Annotated in this window: 16 protein-coding genes; 8 read left to right on the top strand and 8 right to left on the bottom strand. The window is 70.3% G+C overall.

Annotated elements, in window-relative coordinates:
• On the top strand, positions 1 to 519 hold the full coding sequence (locus tag Q0Q23_RS08380; protein WP_295121967.1) for a gluconokinase: 519 nt from the start codon (positions 1 to 3) through the stop codon (positions 517 to 519).
• Positions 520 to 633: 114 nt separating this feature from the next.
• A complete protein-coding gene (locus Q0Q23_RS08375) occupies positions 634 to 900 on the top strand; it encodes a hypothetical protein (RefSeq protein ID WP_295121965.1) in 267 nt (88 codons plus the stop codon).
• A gap of 37 nt (positions 901 to 937) precedes the next feature.
• On the opposite strand, the gene Q0Q23_RS08370 is transcribed toward Q0Q23_RS08375, so the two are convergent.
• Together Q0Q23_RS08370 and Q0Q23_RS08365 are read right to left on the bottom strand one after the other, a co-directional pair.
• Entirely contained in the window at positions 938 to 1,399 is a 462-nt protein-coding gene (locus tag Q0Q23_RS08370) for a DUF1801 domain-containing protein (protein WP_295121962.1), read from the bottom strand.
• Positions 1,396 to 1,638 (bottom strand): hypothetical protein, encoded by a 243-nt coding sequence (locus tag Q0Q23_RS08365; protein ID WP_295121960.1) that lies wholly within the window; start codon positions 1,636 to 1,638, stop codon positions 1,396 to 1,398. Before Q0Q23_RS08365 ends, Q0Q23_RS08370 begins: the two co-directional genes overlap by 4 nt.
• Positions 1,639 to 1,809: 171 nt before the next feature.
• On the opposite strand from Q0Q23_RS08365, the gene Q0Q23_RS08360 reads away from it, so the two are divergent.
• Together Q0Q23_RS08360 and Q0Q23_RS08355 are read left to right on the top strand one after the other, a co-directional pair.
• A complete protein-coding gene (locus Q0Q23_RS08360; protein ID WP_295121958.1) occupies positions 1,810 to 2,169 on the top strand; it encodes a hypothetical protein in 360 nt (119 codons plus the stop codon).
• 110 nt (positions 2,170 to 2,279) lie between these two features.
• Positions 2,280 to 2,639, top strand: coding sequence for a PLDc N-terminal domain-containing protein (locus tag Q0Q23_RS08355; protein WP_295121956.1), 360 nt, complete (start codon positions 2,280 to 2,282; stop codon positions 2,637 to 2,639).
• A 19-nt stretch (positions 2,640 to 2,658) separates the two neighbouring features.
• Here the strand turns inward: Q0Q23_RS08355 and Q0Q23_RS08350 are convergent, their stop codons facing one another.
• Complete coding sequence (locus Q0Q23_RS08350; RefSeq protein ID WP_295121954.1) at positions 2,659 to 2,853, bottom strand: hypothetical protein; 195 nt, start codon at positions 2,851 to 2,853, stop codon at positions 2,659 to 2,661.
• A gap of 185 nt (positions 2,854 to 3,038) precedes the next feature.
• Here Q0Q23_RS08350 and Q0Q23_RS08345 point away from each other — a divergent pair, with 185 nt between their 5' ends.
• Both Q0Q23_RS08345 and Q0Q23_RS08340 read left to right on the top strand, forming a co-directional pair.
• Entirely contained in the window at positions 3,039 to 4,115 is a 1,077-nt protein-coding gene (locus tag Q0Q23_RS08345; protein ID WP_295121952.1) for a PrsW family glutamic-type intramembrane protease, read from the top strand.
• Between the two features lie 103 nt (positions 4,116 to 4,218).
• The gene (locus Q0Q23_RS08340) at positions 4,219 to 5,085 is read left to right on the top strand and encodes an SDR family oxidoreductase (RefSeq protein WP_295121950.1); all 867 of its coding nucleotides are present in this window, start codon (positions 4,219 to 4,221) and stop codon (positions 5,083 to 5,085) included.
• 74 nt (positions 5,086 to 5,159) lie between these two features.
• Here the strand turns inward: Q0Q23_RS08340 and Q0Q23_RS08335 are convergent, their stop codons facing one another.
• Positions 5,160 to 6,800, bottom strand: coding sequence for an amidohydrolase (locus Q0Q23_RS08335; RefSeq protein WP_295121948.1), 1,641 nt, complete (start codon positions 6,798 to 6,800; stop codon positions 5,160 to 5,162).
• A gap of 131 nt (positions 6,801 to 6,931) precedes the next feature.
• Positions 6,932 to 7,867, bottom strand: coding sequence for a LysR family transcriptional regulator (locus Q0Q23_RS08330; protein WP_295121946.1), 936 nt, complete (start codon positions 7,865 to 7,867; stop codon positions 6,932 to 6,934).
• A gap of 148 nt (positions 7,868 to 8,015) precedes the next feature.
• Here Q0Q23_RS08330 and Q0Q23_RS08325 point away from each other — a divergent pair, with 148 nt between their 5' ends.
• Together Q0Q23_RS08325 and Q0Q23_RS08320 are read left to right on the top strand one after the other, a co-directional pair.
• Entirely contained in the window at positions 8,016 to 9,467 is a 1,452-nt protein-coding gene (locus Q0Q23_RS08325; RefSeq protein WP_295121943.1) for a cytosine permease, read from the top strand.
• On the top strand, positions 9,464 to 11,056 hold the full coding sequence (locus Q0Q23_RS08320) for a GMC family oxidoreductase (protein ID WP_295121941.1): 1,593 nt from the start codon (positions 9,464 to 9,466) through the stop codon (positions 11,054 to 11,056). Before Q0Q23_RS08325 ends, Q0Q23_RS08320 begins: the two co-directional genes overlap by 4 nt.
• 69 nt (positions 11,057 to 11,125) lie before the next feature.
• Here the strand turns inward: Q0Q23_RS08320 and Q0Q23_RS08315 are convergent, their stop codons facing one another.
• The 3 genes from Q0Q23_RS08315 to Q0Q23_RS08305 are packed head-to-tail and all read right to left on the bottom strand — an operon-like array spanning position 11,126 to position 15,007.
• Positions 11,126 to 12,649, bottom strand: coding sequence for an APC family permease (locus Q0Q23_RS08315; RefSeq protein ID WP_295121939.1), 1,524 nt, complete (start codon positions 12,647 to 12,649; stop codon positions 11,126 to 11,128).
• Positions 12,646 to 13,533 (bottom strand): CoA ester lyase, encoded by an 888-nt coding sequence (locus Q0Q23_RS08310; protein ID WP_295121937.1) that lies wholly within the window; start codon positions 13,531 to 13,533, stop codon positions 12,646 to 12,648. The genes Q0Q23_RS08315 and Q0Q23_RS08310 overlap by 4 nt, the downstream gene beginning before the upstream one ends.
• A gap of 10 nt (positions 13,534 to 13,543) precedes the next feature.
• Positions 13,544 to 15,007, bottom strand: coding sequence for an aldehyde dehydrogenase family protein (locus Q0Q23_RS08305; protein ID WP_295121935.1), 1,464 nt, complete (start codon positions 15,005 to 15,007; stop codon positions 13,544 to 13,546).
• Positions 15,008 to 15,227 lie beyond the last annotated feature (220 nt).

Raw genomic sequence — 15,227 nt, 5'->3', positions numbered from 1 at the left:
ATGGCGCCCCAGGTGAGCGCGATCGTCGTCATGGGGGTCGCCGGCTGCGGAAAGTCGACGGTGGCGTCCCTCCTCGCGGAGCGGCTGGGCTGGGAGCTCCTGGAGGGCGACAGCCTCCACCCGGCACGCAACGTCGAACGCATGCAGGCGGGCATCCCGTTGGACGACGACGATCGTGCTCCCTGGCTCGCGCTCGTGGCGGCCCGCATGCACGAGCATCGGGCAGCCGGGCGCCCGCTCGTCGTCGCGTGCTCGGCGCTCGCGCGCCGGTACCGTGACGTGCTCCGGGCCGACGGGGTCGTCTTCGCACACCTCAGCGGAACCCGTGAGCTGCTCGAACAGCGCATCGCCGCGCGGAACGGCCACTTCATGAAAGCCGGCATGCTCGACTCTCAGCTGCGCACGCTCGAACCGCCGCAGCGGGACGAAACGAGTGTCACCGTCGACATCGGTGCGGAGCCCGAGACCATCGCCCTTCGCGTCGCCGCCGCGGTCGGGCTGGGGGAGGCCGCAGCCTAGGCGCACATCGGCCGGAGCGCGGCCTGGCCGAAGCAGCTGCGCGCCGTACTCGACCGTCGCAGCCACCCCACCCGAGGAGTTCCCGGCCCGCTCCCGACCCAGTACCATCCAGCCATGTCCGATCGCGCGCCCAGACCCTCCGCCCGCACCCGCCGCGGCCCCAACCTCCCGTTGACGGTTCTCACCGCGATCTACGTCGTCGCGTTGGTCGCCGCCATCGTGCTGTACTTCATCGGCATCGCGACGCTCGGCAGCGATCCGCGCGGGGCCGCCGGGTACTTCCTGTTCGGCAACGCGATCGGGGCGGTGTTCGTCCTCGGCGGGATGCTCCATCTCGCGGTCGCGGCCGTCCGCAACGTGATCGAGGACAACGCGCGCTGATCGTCGGCACCGACGCGCTGCCCGGCCGATCTCTCGGCTAACCCGCCGCCCGCCGGACCACCTCTCGCACGCGCTCCCACGCCTCCTCGGTCGGGTCGCTGAGCGCGTACGACGTCGGCCAGAACCCGCTCGGGTCATCCAGCGCCGCCTCCGTGCTCGCGCCGAAGGTCGAGTAGCGGGTCTTGTCCTGCTGCCCGCTGCGGAAGAAGACGACCACCTTGCCTCCGCGGGCGTAGCCGGGCTGGCCGTAGTACAGCTTGGGGGAGAGGTCGGGCGCGACCTCCGCGACGATGGCGTGCAGGCGCTCCGCCAGCTCGCGGTCGCCGTCGGGCATGCTCGCGATCTTCGCGGCGACGTCCGCAGCCTCGGCAGCGGCCTTCTCGGCGGCCTTCTCCGCGCCCTTCGCGCGTTTGGCCTCCGCCCTCAGCTCGGCCGCCCGCTGCGCGATAGCGGCGCGTTCCTCGGCGGAGAAGCCTCCCGCGTCGTTCGTCTTCGTCATGTGTGCTCCCCGATCCCGGCTTCGCCGTCGCGCCGATCATTCCCGTTCGCCGTGTCGTGGTCGCGGCCCGGTGGATGCCGGTCGCCGTTCTCCGACTCGGGACCCATAAGGTTTGCCCGCGAGTTCGTCTCGAGGGTGATGATCTGGTTGACCTTGGTCACCAGATGCTCTTCGCGTTTCGGCGGCGCGACGTCGTAGGGAAAGACCCCGGCGGTGTAGAGGCGGAGTTCTGCGACCAACTGCATGTGCGTCACAGCGTAGCGATTTCGGCGGCCCGGAAGTACCACCGGCATGCTGCGGCGACGTCCTGGTGCGGCGTCCGGGGATCGTTCTCCGGCAGCGAGATCGACTCACCGATGTCTTCGTTCTTCCCGTCCCCGATTTCGGATCTCGCGCGTACAGTGACGGTCGTGACCGACGACGCCCCCATCGCCTACACCGCCCTCCCGAACGGCACCCCCGTCTTCACCTCCGGAGGCGTCGAGATCGGCAGGGTCGAACACGTGCTGCAAGACCCGTCGCTCGACCTGTTCGACGGCCTCGCGGTGAAAACCCACGACGGCCTGCGGTTCGTCGACGCGAACCGTGTCGACCGCATCACGACCTCGGCCGTGCACACCACCCTCAGCGAGGACGACGCGCGTTCGCTCCCGGAGCCGCAGGGTGACGAGGTGTTCGACGCCGACCCCGACGAGTACGGCGGCAACGGCCTGAGCGCATGGTTCGGGCGCATGTTCCTGCGTGAGCACTGGATGCGCCGCAAGGACTGAGTCACGCGGGTCGGCTCCGGGAGGTCGATGCGGTTCTGCCGCCGGCCCAGCGCCGTGCGTTCTCGACGGACGCGCGACATCCCGCACAGCGACCTCATAGACTCGAGCGCATGTTCGTCTTGTCGCTGATGGCATTCGTGCTGTTCGTCGTGGCGCTCCTGGATGTGATCATGCGCCGGGACGACCAGATCAAGCACCTTCCGAAGATCGCGTGGGTGTTCATCGTGATCCTGCTGCCGCTCATCGGTGCGATCCTCTGGTTCGCGGTCGGGCGGGAGTACCCGTCGTCCCCGCGTCCGCGCCCGGTGATGCGGCCGGCGGCCGAGGCTCCCCGCCACGCGCCCTACGCCTCCAGCACGGAGGCGCAACTCGCCGCGCTCGAGCGCGAGATCGAGCTCGCGGAGCGCGACAAGCGCATCCGGGAACTCGAAGAGCAGGTGCGACGCCAGTCGGAGGGTGAGACGGCGTAGGGCGTTTCAGCCTCGCCTCCTACTCCTGGAACACCCCCAGCATCCGCTCGCGGTTGTCGCCGAGGGCACGCTCGCAACCGGACGCGCAGTGCACGTCCTGGGGCGCCGTGCGGAAGCCCGCCTGACCGGGGGTGCCGAGCATCTTGACCGTGCCGTCCATGCGCTTTCCGCAGATCGGGCAGCTGGCCGAACGCAATTCGATCCTGATCGCCATGAGCACACGGTAACCCCGCGCGTGCCCCCCGAATGCGGGCCACGCGGCGGGAGTGCGAGATCGTCGCTGCACCGGCGCGCGCGGGCGGCACGCGTTCGCGCCGTCCCGGCTGCCGCGTCCCGCCTGCCGCGTGTCGCCAGTTCGGGAGGAGCGCGCGTTCGCCCGTGCGAACGTAGGCTGACCGGGTGACCTATGCACCGTCGATGCTGCCGCCGAGCGGCTGGTATCCCGACCCCTACGATCCGGGGTTGCTGCGCTGGTGGAGCGGTGTCGAGTGGACCGGGTACACCTATCCCGTCGCGCCGGCCGCCGCTCCTCAGGAGCCTCGCGCGCCGCGGAAGCGCCGTGCGCCGCGCAAGTGGCTCGGCCGGTTCGGCGGCTGGATCATCGCCGGTGTCAGCGCGGGCATCTGGCTGTGGGTGTTCGGCTTCAGCTTCCTGCTCGCGGCGATCGCGCCGCACGCACGCGACGGCGGCCCGAGCGTGGTCCCCACGTTCCTGCTGCTCAGCGGCGCGGCGACGGTGGCCGTCGCGCTGCTCTACACGATGGCCTACAAGCTGCGTCCGGACGACGAGCTCTCTGCCCCACGCCTCCTGCTGATCGGCGGCGTCGGCGGGCTCGCGGCCGCTCTCGTCGCTGCGCCCGCCAACGCGCTCATCGACGTCGTAAGCGGCGGGACGTCCGCCCACCCGAGCGAACTGGCGCTGCTGACGGCCGGCGTGGTGGAGGAGACCGTCAAGCTGGCCGCGGTGCTCCTCCTGGCGATGAAGCTGCCGGTGAAGGATGCCAGGATCGGCCTCTTCGTCGGCGGAGCGGTGGGGATCGGCTTCAGCGTCATCGAGAACGTCGGTTACCTGCTCGACGCGTTCGCGCGCGGCCAGGAGGCGGGCGGCAACGGGATCGGCTACTTCATCGTGGTGACGATCGGCCGGCAGCTCACCGGGCCGTTCCTGCACCCGGTGTTCTCGGCGCTGGTCGCAGCCGCGGTGTTCGCCGCGGCGAAGGAGGGGCGTTACCGGCTGTCCCTCGGCGCCGTGCTGGCGTACCTCGGCGTCGTCGCCGCGCACGGCGGCTTCGACGGGTTCATCGGCTTCATGCAGAACGCCCCGATGCCCGCCGCGGAGCGAGGCGGCCTGCTGTTGATCTTCGAGTTCGTCTTCGTCGTCGCCAGCGGCATCACCTGGCTGCTGGTCGCGCAGCACGTCCGGCGGACCGGTCGCACGGCGACGCTCGGCAGCGGGGCGGCCGAACTCGCTGCCTGACGGGCGAGCGCTCGCACGATACGCGCCCTACGGCGCGCCTCCAAGCCCCTGCTGCGCACCGCACCGCGGGGTTGTATGGAGGCGGACGAAACGGAGGTAACGCATGTCCCCTTCTGACCCGCAGAGCGAGCAGCAGCAACCGGCCCAGCAGCAGACCCCTCCCGGTTCGACGGACGCGCTCGACCCGCGGCCCGACCACGGCGAGCAGAGCTACCGCGGCGGCGGCCGTCTCGCCGGCAAGAGGGCACTGATCACCGGCGCCGACAGCGGCATCGGCAAAGCGGTCGCGATCGCGTACGCCCGCGAGGGCGCGGATGTCGCCATCTCGTACCTGAGCGAGGACGACGACGCCGAGGACACCGCGAACTGGGTGCGGGAGGCCGGGCAGAAAGCGGTGCTGCTGCCGGGAGACGTCTCCGACCCGCAGCACTGCCGCGAGCTCGTGGCGCGGACGGTCGAGGAACTCGGCGGCATCGACATCCTTGTCAGCAACGCCGCCTTCCAGATGACGCACGACTCGCTCGAGGAGACCCCCGACGACGAGTGGGATCACACGCTCGCCACGAACCTGTCGGCCTACTTCCACCTGGCCAAGGCGGCCGTGCCGCACATGAAGCCGGGCGCGAGCATCATCGGCTCGTCGTCGGTCAACTCCGACATGCCGTCGCCGACCTTGGCGCCATACGCGGCGACGAAGGCGGCCATCGCCAACTTCACCGCATCGCTGGCGCAACTGCTCGGGGAGCGGGGGATCCGCGCGAACAGTGTGGCCCCCGGCCCGATCTGGACTCCGCTCATCCCCTCGACGATGCCCGAAGAAAAGGTCGCCCAGTTCGGCGGGGACACCCCGCTCGGCCGCCCGGGCCAGCCGGCCGAACTCGCCCCGGTCTACGTGCTCCTCGCCTCCGACGAGGGCTCCTACGTCTCCGGAGCCCGGATCGCGGTCACCGGAGGCCGGCCGATCCTCTGAGCGTCGCCGCCGAGACGTGAGTAATCGCGGGAATCCCGGTCGGGATTCCCGCGATTACTCACGTCTCGCGCGTCTCAGGCGCGGTAGACGGTGCGGCCGTCTACGAGGGTCTCGGCGACGTGCGCGGCGTCGAACGACGCGCCGTCGGAGACGTCGCGGTCGAGGAGGACGAGGTCGGCCGCCAACCCGGGTCGCAGCCGACCGGTCGTAGCCTCCAGCCGACCGATCCACGCCGCTGTTCCGGTGTACGCGTCGAGGACCGCCGCGGGCGGCAGCGCCTCGGAGGCGAGCAGCGGCTCGGTGAGCGCGAGGCCGGTCGCGTGCGGGTCGGCGGCGGGCGCCAGCCGGGTCGTCCCCGTGTGCATGGCCCAGAGCGGGTTCGGGTCGGAGACCGGCCAGTCGCTGCCGGCGACGATTCGTGCGCCGTGCGTCCGCAGCGTCTCGAACGGGAAGTGCCGACGTGCGCGATCGGCGCCCATCATCGGCAGCTTGCGCTCGACGATCTCGACATCGGTGCGGGCCCACAGCAGCTGCGCATTCACCGTGACGCCGAGCTCCGCGAAGCGGCCGAAGTCGGCGGTGTCGACGACGTCGAGATGCGCGAGCTGGTGGCGGCCTCCCGTCGGCCCGTTGAGGGAGCGGGCGTGGGCGACCGCATCGAGGCATTCGCGCACCGCGCGGTCGCCGACGGCGTGCAGGTGCACGTCGAAACCGCGCGCGTCGAGCTCGGCGACGATCGTCGCGAGCTGTTCCGGCGGGATGAACGAGTCCCCGCGGAACCCCGCCCGGTCGGAGTAGTCGTCGAGGAGGGCGGCGGTGTGGTTCTCGATCATGCCGTCCTGCATGATCTTCACCGTCCCGGCGTCGATCCGAGCGGTCTGCGCGGCCACCCGCTCGCGTCGCGCCTCCAGCTCGCCGACCTGCTCGAGGCCGCGGTCACGGTCCCACCACTGGCAGAGCACCACGCGCGCGGTCAGCGCGCCCTGGCGCTCCAGGGACAGATAGGCGTCGAGCGAGTCCGGTCCGAGCTCGCTCGTGCCGACGGCCGCGTCGTGCCAGGTGGTCACACCGACCGAGTGGAGGCGGCGCTGGGCGGCGAGGATGGCGGTCTCCACGAAGCCGGGCTCCGGCGCCGGGATGATGGGGTTCAGCGCCTGCATCGCGCTGTCGAGCAGCACACCCGTGAGCGTGCCGCGCTCGTCGCGCACGAAGCGGCCGCCGGACGGGTCGGCGGTATCGGGGGCGACTCCGGCAGCCTGCAGGGCCCGGGAGTTGACCCAGACCCCGTGACCGTCGTGGCTGGTGAGGATCACCGGCCGGTCGGGCACGACCGCGTCGAGCAGCGAACGCGTCGGGAAGCCGCCGGGGAAGACATCGCCGTACCAGCCGACGCCCATGATCGTGTCGAGCTCCGGATGCGCCGCTGCGTAGTCGGCGATGATCCGCAGGTACTCGTCGGCGTCGTGCACCGGCATCAGGTCGATGCCCAGCAGGGAGCCTCCCGCCATCGGCGGGTGCACGTGCGTGTCGTGGAAGCCGGGGAGCAGGGAGGCGCCGCCCGCGTCGCGAACGACCGTTCCGGCCTCGCGCCGCCCGGCGAGCCCGGTGTCGGGGCCGATCGCCGCGATGACGCCGTCGCGGACGAGCACGCCGCCGTCCTCCCAGCGACCCTCACCGAGGTAGAGGCGGGCGTTCGTGATGTGCAGACTCGTCATCGGCGTCCCTTCGCGTGTCCGACCAGTCTCCGTCGAGGGCGTCGGATCACGCAAATAGCTTCAGGTTCATCACTTCATCAGTACGTTCGATATGACATCTGCGCGAAACACGGCCGTCATCCGGTACCCGGTCAGCCGCGCGACGGCTCCGGGTTCAATGCCTCCGCCACCACCTGTGCGGCGATGTCGCCGACCGCCCGTGCACGGGCGGTCGCCCGCACCGATCGCATCGCGGCGAGCACCACCGGCAGCGCGGGCACGCTGTCGGCGATCGGGAGGGCGGCCACCCGCTCGCCGTCGTAGCTGAGATCGTGCTGCGGGCACTGGTTGAGGATGGAGAACCCGTGGCCGTGGGCGACGAAGGCGCGCACCGTCTCATAGTTGAGCGAGCGATGCCGGATCTCCGGCTGCAGGCCGGCTCCGGCGAGGATGCCGAGGAAGTACTCGCGGCTGTGCGGCAGATCGAGCAGGATCATCGGCTCCCGCGCAAGCTCGCGCAGGAAGACCTGAGACGAGGCGGCCAGCGGATGGTCGGCCGGCAGGATGACGTGCGGTGGAGCGTCCGACAGCACGGCGGTGCGGATGTCGTTGCCGAAGCCGAAGTCGTAGCCGATCAGCAGTTCCACGCGCCCGCTGCGCAGCGCCGCCCTGGCGCCGTCGGTGTCGAGCTCGTCCACTTCGATGTCGAGGTAGGGGTGCTCGGCGCGCACCCGGCTGACGATGGCCGGCAGGATGAACGGCGCCAGCGTGACGAAACAGCCGATGCGGATGGTGCCACGCACCTGGTTGTCGATGCCGCGCGCGGTGTCGAGCGCCTCCTCGAGGTTGAGCAGGAGCGCGCGGGCGTCGCCGAGGAACTGCTGCCCGGACGGCGTGAGCGTCAGACCGCGCGAGCGCTGACGGATGAACAGCTGTGCGCCGACCTGCTGCTCCAGCTGCGCGATGGCCGACGACACGGCCGACTGTGCGACGAAGAGCTCCTCCGCGGCGCGCGTCATCGACAGGTGGGTGGCCGCTTCGATGAAGTAGCGCAACTGCGCGAGTGTGACGTCCGGCTTCTTGCTCATCCAGCCCCTCGGTTACGGCCGTGTTTCGGCTCTGTTTCCTCCGGCGCGGTATCTGCCGAAGTGATGCAGTGGTTCAGGCAACCTTAGTTGATCGATGCGGAAAAGGGGCAGAAGCTTCTATGCCAAGCGACGAACGAGGAGCACACCCATGAGCACAGCGGCCCGCACCGAGCCCCGCAGCGACGCCCTCGGCGTCGAGACCCGCACCATCGACCACATCCCCGAGAACGAACGGCACGGCAAAGCCCGCAACCTGTTCACGATCTGGTTCGGCGGCAACATCATGATGCTGTCGATCGCGACCGGGCTGCTCGCGACGGCCGTCTACGGCCTCCCGATCTGGGCCGCGATCCTCGCGCTCGTCGTCGGCAACCTGGTCGGCGGCGTCGTGATGGCGCTGCACGCCGCGCAGGGCCCGCAGATGGGCGTGCCGCAGATGCTGCAGACCCGCGCCCAGTTCGGCTCCTACGGCAGCCTGCTGGTCGTCGTCATCGTGGTCGGGATGTACGTGGCGTTCTTCGCGTCCAACGTCATCCTGGGAGGCCAGGCCCTCGACTCGCTGACCCACCTGGGCGACTTCTGGTCGACGGTGATCGTGGGCCTCATCAGCGTCTTCGGCGCCGTCTTCGGCTACCGCCTGCTGCACGTCTTCGGCACGGTGATGAGCGTCGTCGCCGGCCTCACCATCGCGCTCGTCTTCGTCTACATCTTCGCGGCCGGAACGCTGCCCGCAAGTGCGCTCGGCTACGGCTCGGTGACCGCCACCGGCATCATGGGCACCATCTCGGTCGCCGCGCTCTGGCAGATCGCCTACGCGCCCTACGTCTCGGACTACACGCGCTACATGCCCAAGGACACCGGCGTGCGCGCCGCGTTCTGGGCGACCTTCGCCGGCTGCGTGCTCGGCTCGGTGATCCCGATGGTGCTCGGATCGATCGTGGGGGCCGCCTTTCCGAAAGACGACGTGGCGACCGGCCTGAGCGCCCTCGTCCCCGGCATCGCGGGGCTCGCGATGCTGGTCTTCGGCGTCGGCATCAGCGTCAGCAATGGGATGAACCTCTACTGCGGCAGTCTCGCGATCATCACCATCGGCCAGACGCTGTTCCCGAAGTGGATCCCGCGGGCGGTCACGCGCGGGGCCATCGCGGTCCTCCTGTTCCTCGTCGCGCTCGTCCTCGGCTTCGCCTTCTCGGCCAACTTCCTGGTCAACCTGTCGAACCTGATGATCCTGCTGCTGTGCGTGCTCATCCCGTGGACCGCCGTCAACCTGGTCGACTACTACGCGGTGAAGCACGGCAAATACGACATCGCCTCGCTGTTCCGTCAGGACGGCGGCATCTACGGCCGCGTCAACCGCAACGCGGTGATCTGCTACGTGCTCGGCATCCTGGTGCAACTGCCGTTCCTCAACACCGCCTTCTACACGGGTCCGATCGCCACCGCGCTCGGCGGGGTCGACATCTCCTGGATCGTCGGCCTTGCCGTGATCTGCCCGCTCTACTACGCGCTCATGAAGTGGGCGCCGTCGAAGCCGCCGGCGCTCGCCGAGTCGGCTGCCGGCCCGTTGGCCACCTCCATCCCGACCGCAGGAGCAGAATGACCGACAGCACCGCCGACACCCTCAGCACCGCCGCTGCCGCCGCCGAGTACGACTATGTCGTGGTCGGCGGCGGCACCGCTGGTGGAATCGTCGCCGCGCGCCTCTCCGAGAACCCGGACGTCACGGTCGGCCTCCTGGAGTGGGGGCCGAGCGATCGCGACGAGGGCCGTGCGCGTTCGATCCGCCGGTGGGAGGAGATGATCGAGAGCGAGTACGACCTCGACTACCGCAGCGTTCCGCAGGAGCGCGGTAACTCGAGCATCCGGCAATCGCGCATGCGCATCCTCGGCGGGTGCTCGACGGCCAACACGATGATCGCCTGGCGTCCGCCGGCCGCCGATCTCGACGAGTGGGTGGCGGCCGGAGCGGCCGGGTGGGACGCCGCGAGCTTCCAGCCGTACTTCGACCGGCTGCGGATCCCCATCCACCCCGTCGCCCCCGCCGATCGCAATCCGTTCGTCGCAGACGTCGTCGCCGCCGCGGCCGCCGCTTTGGACCTCCCGCTGCAGGAGCGCTGGAACGACGGCCGCACCGACACTCTCGCCCGCGGCGTAGGGTTCTTCGAGGTGGGCTACGACCCTGAGACCAACGTGCGCGGGTCGAGTTCGATCCACTACCTCCACGACGTGATGGACTCCCGGGAATCGCTCGAGGTGATCACCGGTGCGCGCGCCGAGCGCCTCGTCGTGGAGGACGGCCGGGCGGTCGCCGTGGTCTGCCGTTCCGACGACGGCGTCGTCCGCACCGTGCGCGCGCGGCAGGAGATCGTGCTGGCGTGCGGGGCGATCGACACGCCGCGGCTGCTGCTGCTCTCGGGGATCGGCCCTGTCGATGTGCTCGAGGCCGCCGGGATCGAGCCCGTCGTCGAGCTGCCGGGTGTCGGCGAGAACCTCCAAGACCACGCCGAAGGTCTCGTGGTGTGGGAGGCCGTGTCGGCCCCGCCCGCGATCTCGGCCTCCGGCTGGGACGCCGGCGCGATGGTCGGCGTCGACGGCGACCCGGCCAAGGCGGATGTGCTCATGCACTTCCCGGTCGTGCCGGTCGTGGACCACCCGCGGGCGCGCGGGGTCGGCTTTCCGCCGAACATCGTGGCCATCGCCCCCAACGTCGCGAAGCCGCACAGCCGCGGCCGCGTCACGATCGCCTCCGCCGACCCGGCCGAGCCGCCGGTGATCGATTACCGCTACTTCACCGACGCCGCGGGCCACGACGAGCGGATGCTCGTCGCCGGCGTGCGTCTGGCCCGGCGGATCGCCGAGGCCGAACCGATGCGCCGGCACCTGGTGCGGGAGATCTTCCCCGGCCCGGAGGTGCAGACGGACGAGGAGCTGTCGGCGGTGCAGCGCGGCATCCATCAGACCGTCTACCACGTGAGCGGCACCTGCCGGATGGGCGCGCCGGACGACGAGCTCGCGGTGGTCGACCCGTCGCTGCGCGTGCGCGGGATCGAGGGGCTGCGGATCGCGGACGCGTCGGTGTTCCCGACGCTGACCTCGGTGAACCCGGTCATCACGGTGATGATGGTCGCGGAGCGGGCGGCGGAGCTGATCGCGGCGAGTGGGCAACGGCGGAGATTCGCTGTCGCCTAGTCCGAAATCGCGGTTAACGGAGGAGATCCCGGCCTGGTGGGCCGGGATCTCCTCCGTTAACAGCGAGCGCTAGTCACGCACCGGCTCCAGCAGCTGCTCGGGCTCCGGAGCGATGCGGCGGTCGCGCGCCTGCTGCCAGAAGTAGCCCGCCAGCGCCAGGATCGTGATGACGATGAGCGTCCCGACCGTGAAGCCTTCGAAGGTCGCGCGGTCGACGCCCCAGGTGTCGACGAAGTCGTACCTGAGGCCGAGCAGCGACTCCAGCGTGCCAGGGAACACCGCCACCCACGAGCCGAGCAGCACCCAGGCGTAGATGACGACGACGGCCGTCCACAGACCGGCCTTGCCGCCGGGGACACGGAACGGGCGCTCGATGTCCGGGTACTTGCGGCGCAGGCGGATGATCGACGGGAAGATCACCAGGTACGACAGCAGCAGGGTCGAGATCGCGACCGTCAGCACGACCGTGAACACCGCGGCGGTGCTGCCCTTCAGCAGCAGCGTCGCAGCGATGCAGAAGACCGTCGCGACGATCCCCGACAGCAGGTTCATGCGCACCGGAGTGCCGAACCTCTTCGAGAACACGCCGAAGTAGCGGAAGAACGCGCCGTCGGCGCCGGCGGCGGCCTGCACGCGGTCGGAGGCGATCATCCACGCGCTCGCCTGCGTCAGCACCACGAACACGAACAGCAGGGCTGCGATGAACATCACCGGCCCTGTCGCGATGCCGTAGACGGAGAACACTTCCTTGAACGCGTCGAGCAGGCCGCTGGCGCCCTGCACCTTGTCGGCGGGGAGCACGGCGAGGATGGCGAAGATCGGGACGAGGTAGCACAGGATCGAGATGATGCCCGAGGAGGTGATCGCCTTCGGGACGTCCTTCTGCGGATTGCGCATCTCTTCCGCCGCGCCGTTGGGCGCCTCGAAACCGACGACCGCGAAGAGGATGACCGGCGTCACCGCGAGGAAGCCGCCGAGCGTCGGCGAGAAGGCGCCTGCGGCGTAGCCGTGCACGCCGTTCTTGAGCGCGTAGACGACCACGGTGACGACGAAGACCAGCAACAGCGCGATCTTCACGACCGCACCCGCCGCGACGATGTGCTTGCCGTACTGGAGGCCGATGATCGCGGTGCCGATGGCCAGCCAGATGAACACCAGCTTGAAGACGATGTCGCCCGCGCTGCCCTCCGGCAGCGGCGCGATGTAGGCGCCCCAGGTCGCAGCGGAGATGAACACCAGCGAGCCGCCCATCCAGAGCGGGTTGGTGATCCAGTAGAACAGCGTCGCGATCGCCCCGGTCAGCTTGCCGAACGCGAGCCGCACCCAGACGAAGGGACCGCCTTCGTCGTGGAAGGTGCTGCCGAGCTCGGAGATGACGAGCGCGTAGGGGAACAGGAAGGTGATGCCGATCACGGCGGTCCAGGTGAACGCTTCGGCGCCGCCGCCTGCCGCGATCTGCGCCACGGTGTCGATGGAGATGACGGCGCCGATCGAGAGGAAGACGATGTCGAGGCGGCCGAGCGTCTTGTGGAAGCGCTGGGCGCGGATGCTCGACGTCGCGAGCTTCGCGTCGTTCCGGGTGGATGAACTCATCGGGACTCCTTCGTCCTGCATTCGTGTGGGGTGGGGTGGGATGACGGGCTGAACGTGCGGTCGAGGTGCATGATCCGCTCGGCCCGGCCGAGGCGGGGGAGGTCGCTGCCGTCGCGGACCACACGGCCCGCTCGGTCGAACTCCTCCAGGAAGCCGCTCGCCCACGAGACCTCCTCGGCCGAGGGCGCCATCACCTCGTTGACGATCGCCACCTGCGCCTCGCGCAGGCACAGGCGACCGGTGAGGCCGAGCGCCGCTGCCGAACGGGACTGCTCGGTGACGACCGGCACGCCGTCGACGACGGACGGCCCGTCGATCGGACCGGGGAGGCCGCCGACCCGGCTGGCGACGACGAGCCGCGAGCGCGGGTAGGCGAGGGCGAGCTCGCTGCCCGCGACGCCCGTGTCGCGGCGGTAGTCGCCGCTGCCGAATGCGAGCCGGAAGACTCCAGGGGCCTGGGCGATCGCAGCGGCGTTCTCCACGCCGAGGGCCGACTCGATGAGCGCGACGACAGGGGTCCGACCGCCGAGCCGCTCGGCCGTCTCGGCCGCGTGCGCGGCCTCCTCGGTCTTCGCGAGCACAACGCCCAGCAGGCCGAGGAGGCCGCGAAGCCGATCGATGTCGTCCTGCCAGAACGGCGTCGTGCGGTCGTTGATGCGCACCCAGGCCTCGCCACCGGTCTCGAGGAAGCGCGCGACGCGCTCGCGCTCGACGGCCTTGCGGGAGGCGTCGATCGCGTCCTCCAGGTCGATGACGACGGCGTCCGCGCTGGAACCGGTCACGGCGACCGCGTCGAGTCGCGCCGCCGAGATCAGCAGCCAGGTTCGGGCGACGTCCGCCGGGACGCGGGCCCCGGCGGCGGGGAGGTCGAGCTGCAGGGTCATCGCCGTGCTCCTAGTCGTGCTGGAACCACGTGGTCTTGAGGCCGACGTAGTTGTCGATGGCGTGCCGGGACAGGTCGCGGCCGAAGCCCGACTGCTTGAACCCGCCGAACGGCGTGGTCGAGCCGAGCGCGTCCACGGTGTTCACCGAGACGGTGCCGGCGACGAGCCGCTCGGAGACGCGGTGGGCGCGCGACAGGTTCGAGGTCCAGACCGACGCGGCGAGTCCGTAGTCGGTCGCGTTGGCGGCGTGGACGGCGTCGTCCTCCCGGTCGAACGCCTGGACCACGACCAGCGGCCCGAAGATCTCGTCGCGGTGCAGCGGGTGCGACAGCGGGAGGCCGGCGACGATCGCCGGGTCGATGAACGCCGTCGAGCCGTCGCGCTCGCGACGCTCGCCCCCGATCAGTTCGCCGTCGCGGGCCGCCGTCGCGATCGCCTCGGCGACGGCGTCGGCGTGCGACTCCGAGACCAGCGCACCGTTGCCGCTCGCCGGATCGAGCGGGTCGCCCGACCGGTAGGCCTGCGCGGAGGCGGTGAGGAGCCCGACGAACTCGTCGTAGACCGGTCGCTCGACGAAGATGCGCGAGTTGGCCGAGCAGACCTCGCCCTGGTTGTAGAACGCGCCGAAAGCGGCCTTCTCCGCGGCGAGGGCGAGGTCCGCCACGTCGGCGAAGACGAGGTTGGAGCTCTTGCCGCCCGCCTCCAGGCTGAGCCGCTTCATGTTGGATTCGCCGGCGTAGGTCAGCAGCTTCTTGGCCACCGTGGTCGATCCGGTGAAGGTGAGCGCGTCGACGTCCGGGTGGAGTCCGAGCGCGCGGCCGATCACGGAGCCCGGCCCGGGGACGACGTTCAGCACGCCGGCGGGGAGCCCGGCCTCCAGGGCCAGCTCGCCGAGCCGGAGGGCCGTGAGGCTCGTCGTCTCTGCGGGCTTGAGCACGACGCTGTTGCCGGCGACCAGCGCGGGTGCGAGCTTCCAGGCGGCGATGTCGAGCGGGTAGTTCCAGGGGACGATGGCCGCGACGACGCCCAGCGCGACGCGACGGACGATCGCGGTCGAGCCCGGGGGAGTGGCCGGCACCTCGTCGCTCAGCTTGTCCGCCAGCTCGCCGTACCAGCGGAAGGTCGCCGCGGTGCCGGGCACGTCCACGGCGCGCGTCTGCGAGAGCGGCTTGCCCATGTCGAGCGACTCGAGGAGCGCGAGCTCCTCGGCGTCGCGCTCGATCAGGTCGGCGAGGCGGCGGAGCACCGCGCCGCGGTCGGCCGCGCCGAGGCCGCTCCAGGCCCGGCGCTCGTAGGCCGAGCGGGCGGCGGCCACGGCGTGGTCGACGTCGGCTGGGCCGCCTCGGGCGACCTCGGCGAGTGGCGCGCCGGTCGCCGGGTTGACCGTGACGAAGGTCTCGCCCGAGCGGGCGCCGACCCGGTCGCCGTCGATGAGTGCCCTGCCGTCGATGCGGACGGTTGTGTCGATCGTCATGCCGGAAGAGTACGCATCACCTGTGCATCGAAACGAGCGGAGAAAAGCGTTGAAGTGCATCGAATCATGTGATTTATGGATTCTCGCGCGACGCAAGAGTGATCAATGCAAGAAATGTTCACACGCGCGAAACGCACGCGAAGCATCACTTCAACAGATTCAATTCGGCGATTCTCATTGTTTTACAGATCCGGGCGGCGCTGCCGACAATGGCTGGACC

The organism is uncultured Leifsonia sp. (genome assembly GCF_945957465.1).
In the GTDB taxonomy this organism is placed as follows: domain Bacteria; phylum Actinomycetota; class Actinomycetes; order Actinomycetales; family Microbacteriaceae; genus Leifsonia.
The sequence above is the reverse complement of the archived record's forward strand: the minus strand, read 5'-3'. Positions and strand labels throughout refer to the sequence as shown.

Excerpts from the sequence above, each read along its gene's own strand:
- Q0Q23_RS08380 (WP_295121967.1), top strand. The coding sequence starts at position 1 with ATGGCGCCCCAGGTGAGCGCGATCGTCGTCATGGGGGTCGCCGGCTGC.
- Q0Q23_RS08375 (WP_295121965.1), top strand. The coding sequence starts at position 634 with ATGTCCGATCGCGCGCCCAGACCCTCCGCCCGCACCCGCCGCGGCCCC.
- Q0Q23_RS08370 (WP_295121962.1), bottom strand. The coding sequence starts at position 1,399 with ATGACGAAGACGAACGACGCGGGAGGCTTCTCCGCCGAGGAACGCGCC.
- Q0Q23_RS08355 (WP_295121956.1), top strand. The coding sequence starts at position 2,280 with ATGTTCGTCTTGTCGCTGATGGCATTCGTGCTGTTCGTCGTGGCGCTC.
- Q0Q23_RS08350 (WP_295121954.1), bottom strand. The coding sequence starts at position 2,853 with ATGGCGATCAGGATCGAATTGCGTTCGGCCAGCTGCCCGATCTGCGGA.
- Q0Q23_RS08340 (WP_295121950.1), top strand. The coding sequence starts at position 4,219 with ATGTCCCCTTCTGACCCGCAGAGCGAGCAGCAGCAACCGGCCCAGCAG.
- Q0Q23_RS08335 (WP_295121948.1), bottom strand. The coding sequence starts at position 6,800 with ATGACGAGTCTGCACATCACGAACGCCCGCCTCTACCTCGGTGAGGGT.
- Q0Q23_RS08330 (WP_295121946.1), bottom strand. The coding sequence starts at position 7,867 with ATGAGCAAGAAGCCGGACGTCACACTCGCGCAGTTGCGCTACTTCATC.
- Q0Q23_RS08325 (WP_295121943.1), top strand. The coding sequence starts at position 8,016 with ATGAGCACAGCGGCCCGCACCGAGCCCCGCAGCGACGCCCTCGGCGTC.
- Q0Q23_RS08320 (WP_295121941.1), top strand. The coding sequence starts at position 9,464 with ATGACCGACAGCACCGCCGACACCCTCAGCACCGCCGCTGCCGCCGCC.
- Q0Q23_RS08315 (WP_295121939.1), bottom strand. The coding sequence starts at position 12,649 with ATGAGTTCATCCACCCGGAACGACGCGAAGCTCGCGACGTCGAGCATC.
- Q0Q23_RS08310 (WP_295121937.1), bottom strand. The coding sequence starts at position 13,533 with ATGACCCTGCAGCTCGACCTCCCCGCCGCCGGGGCCCGCGTCCCGGCG.
- Q0Q23_RS08305 (WP_295121935.1), bottom strand. The coding sequence starts at position 15,007 with ATGACGATCGACACAACCGTCCGCATCGACGGCAGGGCACTCATCGAC.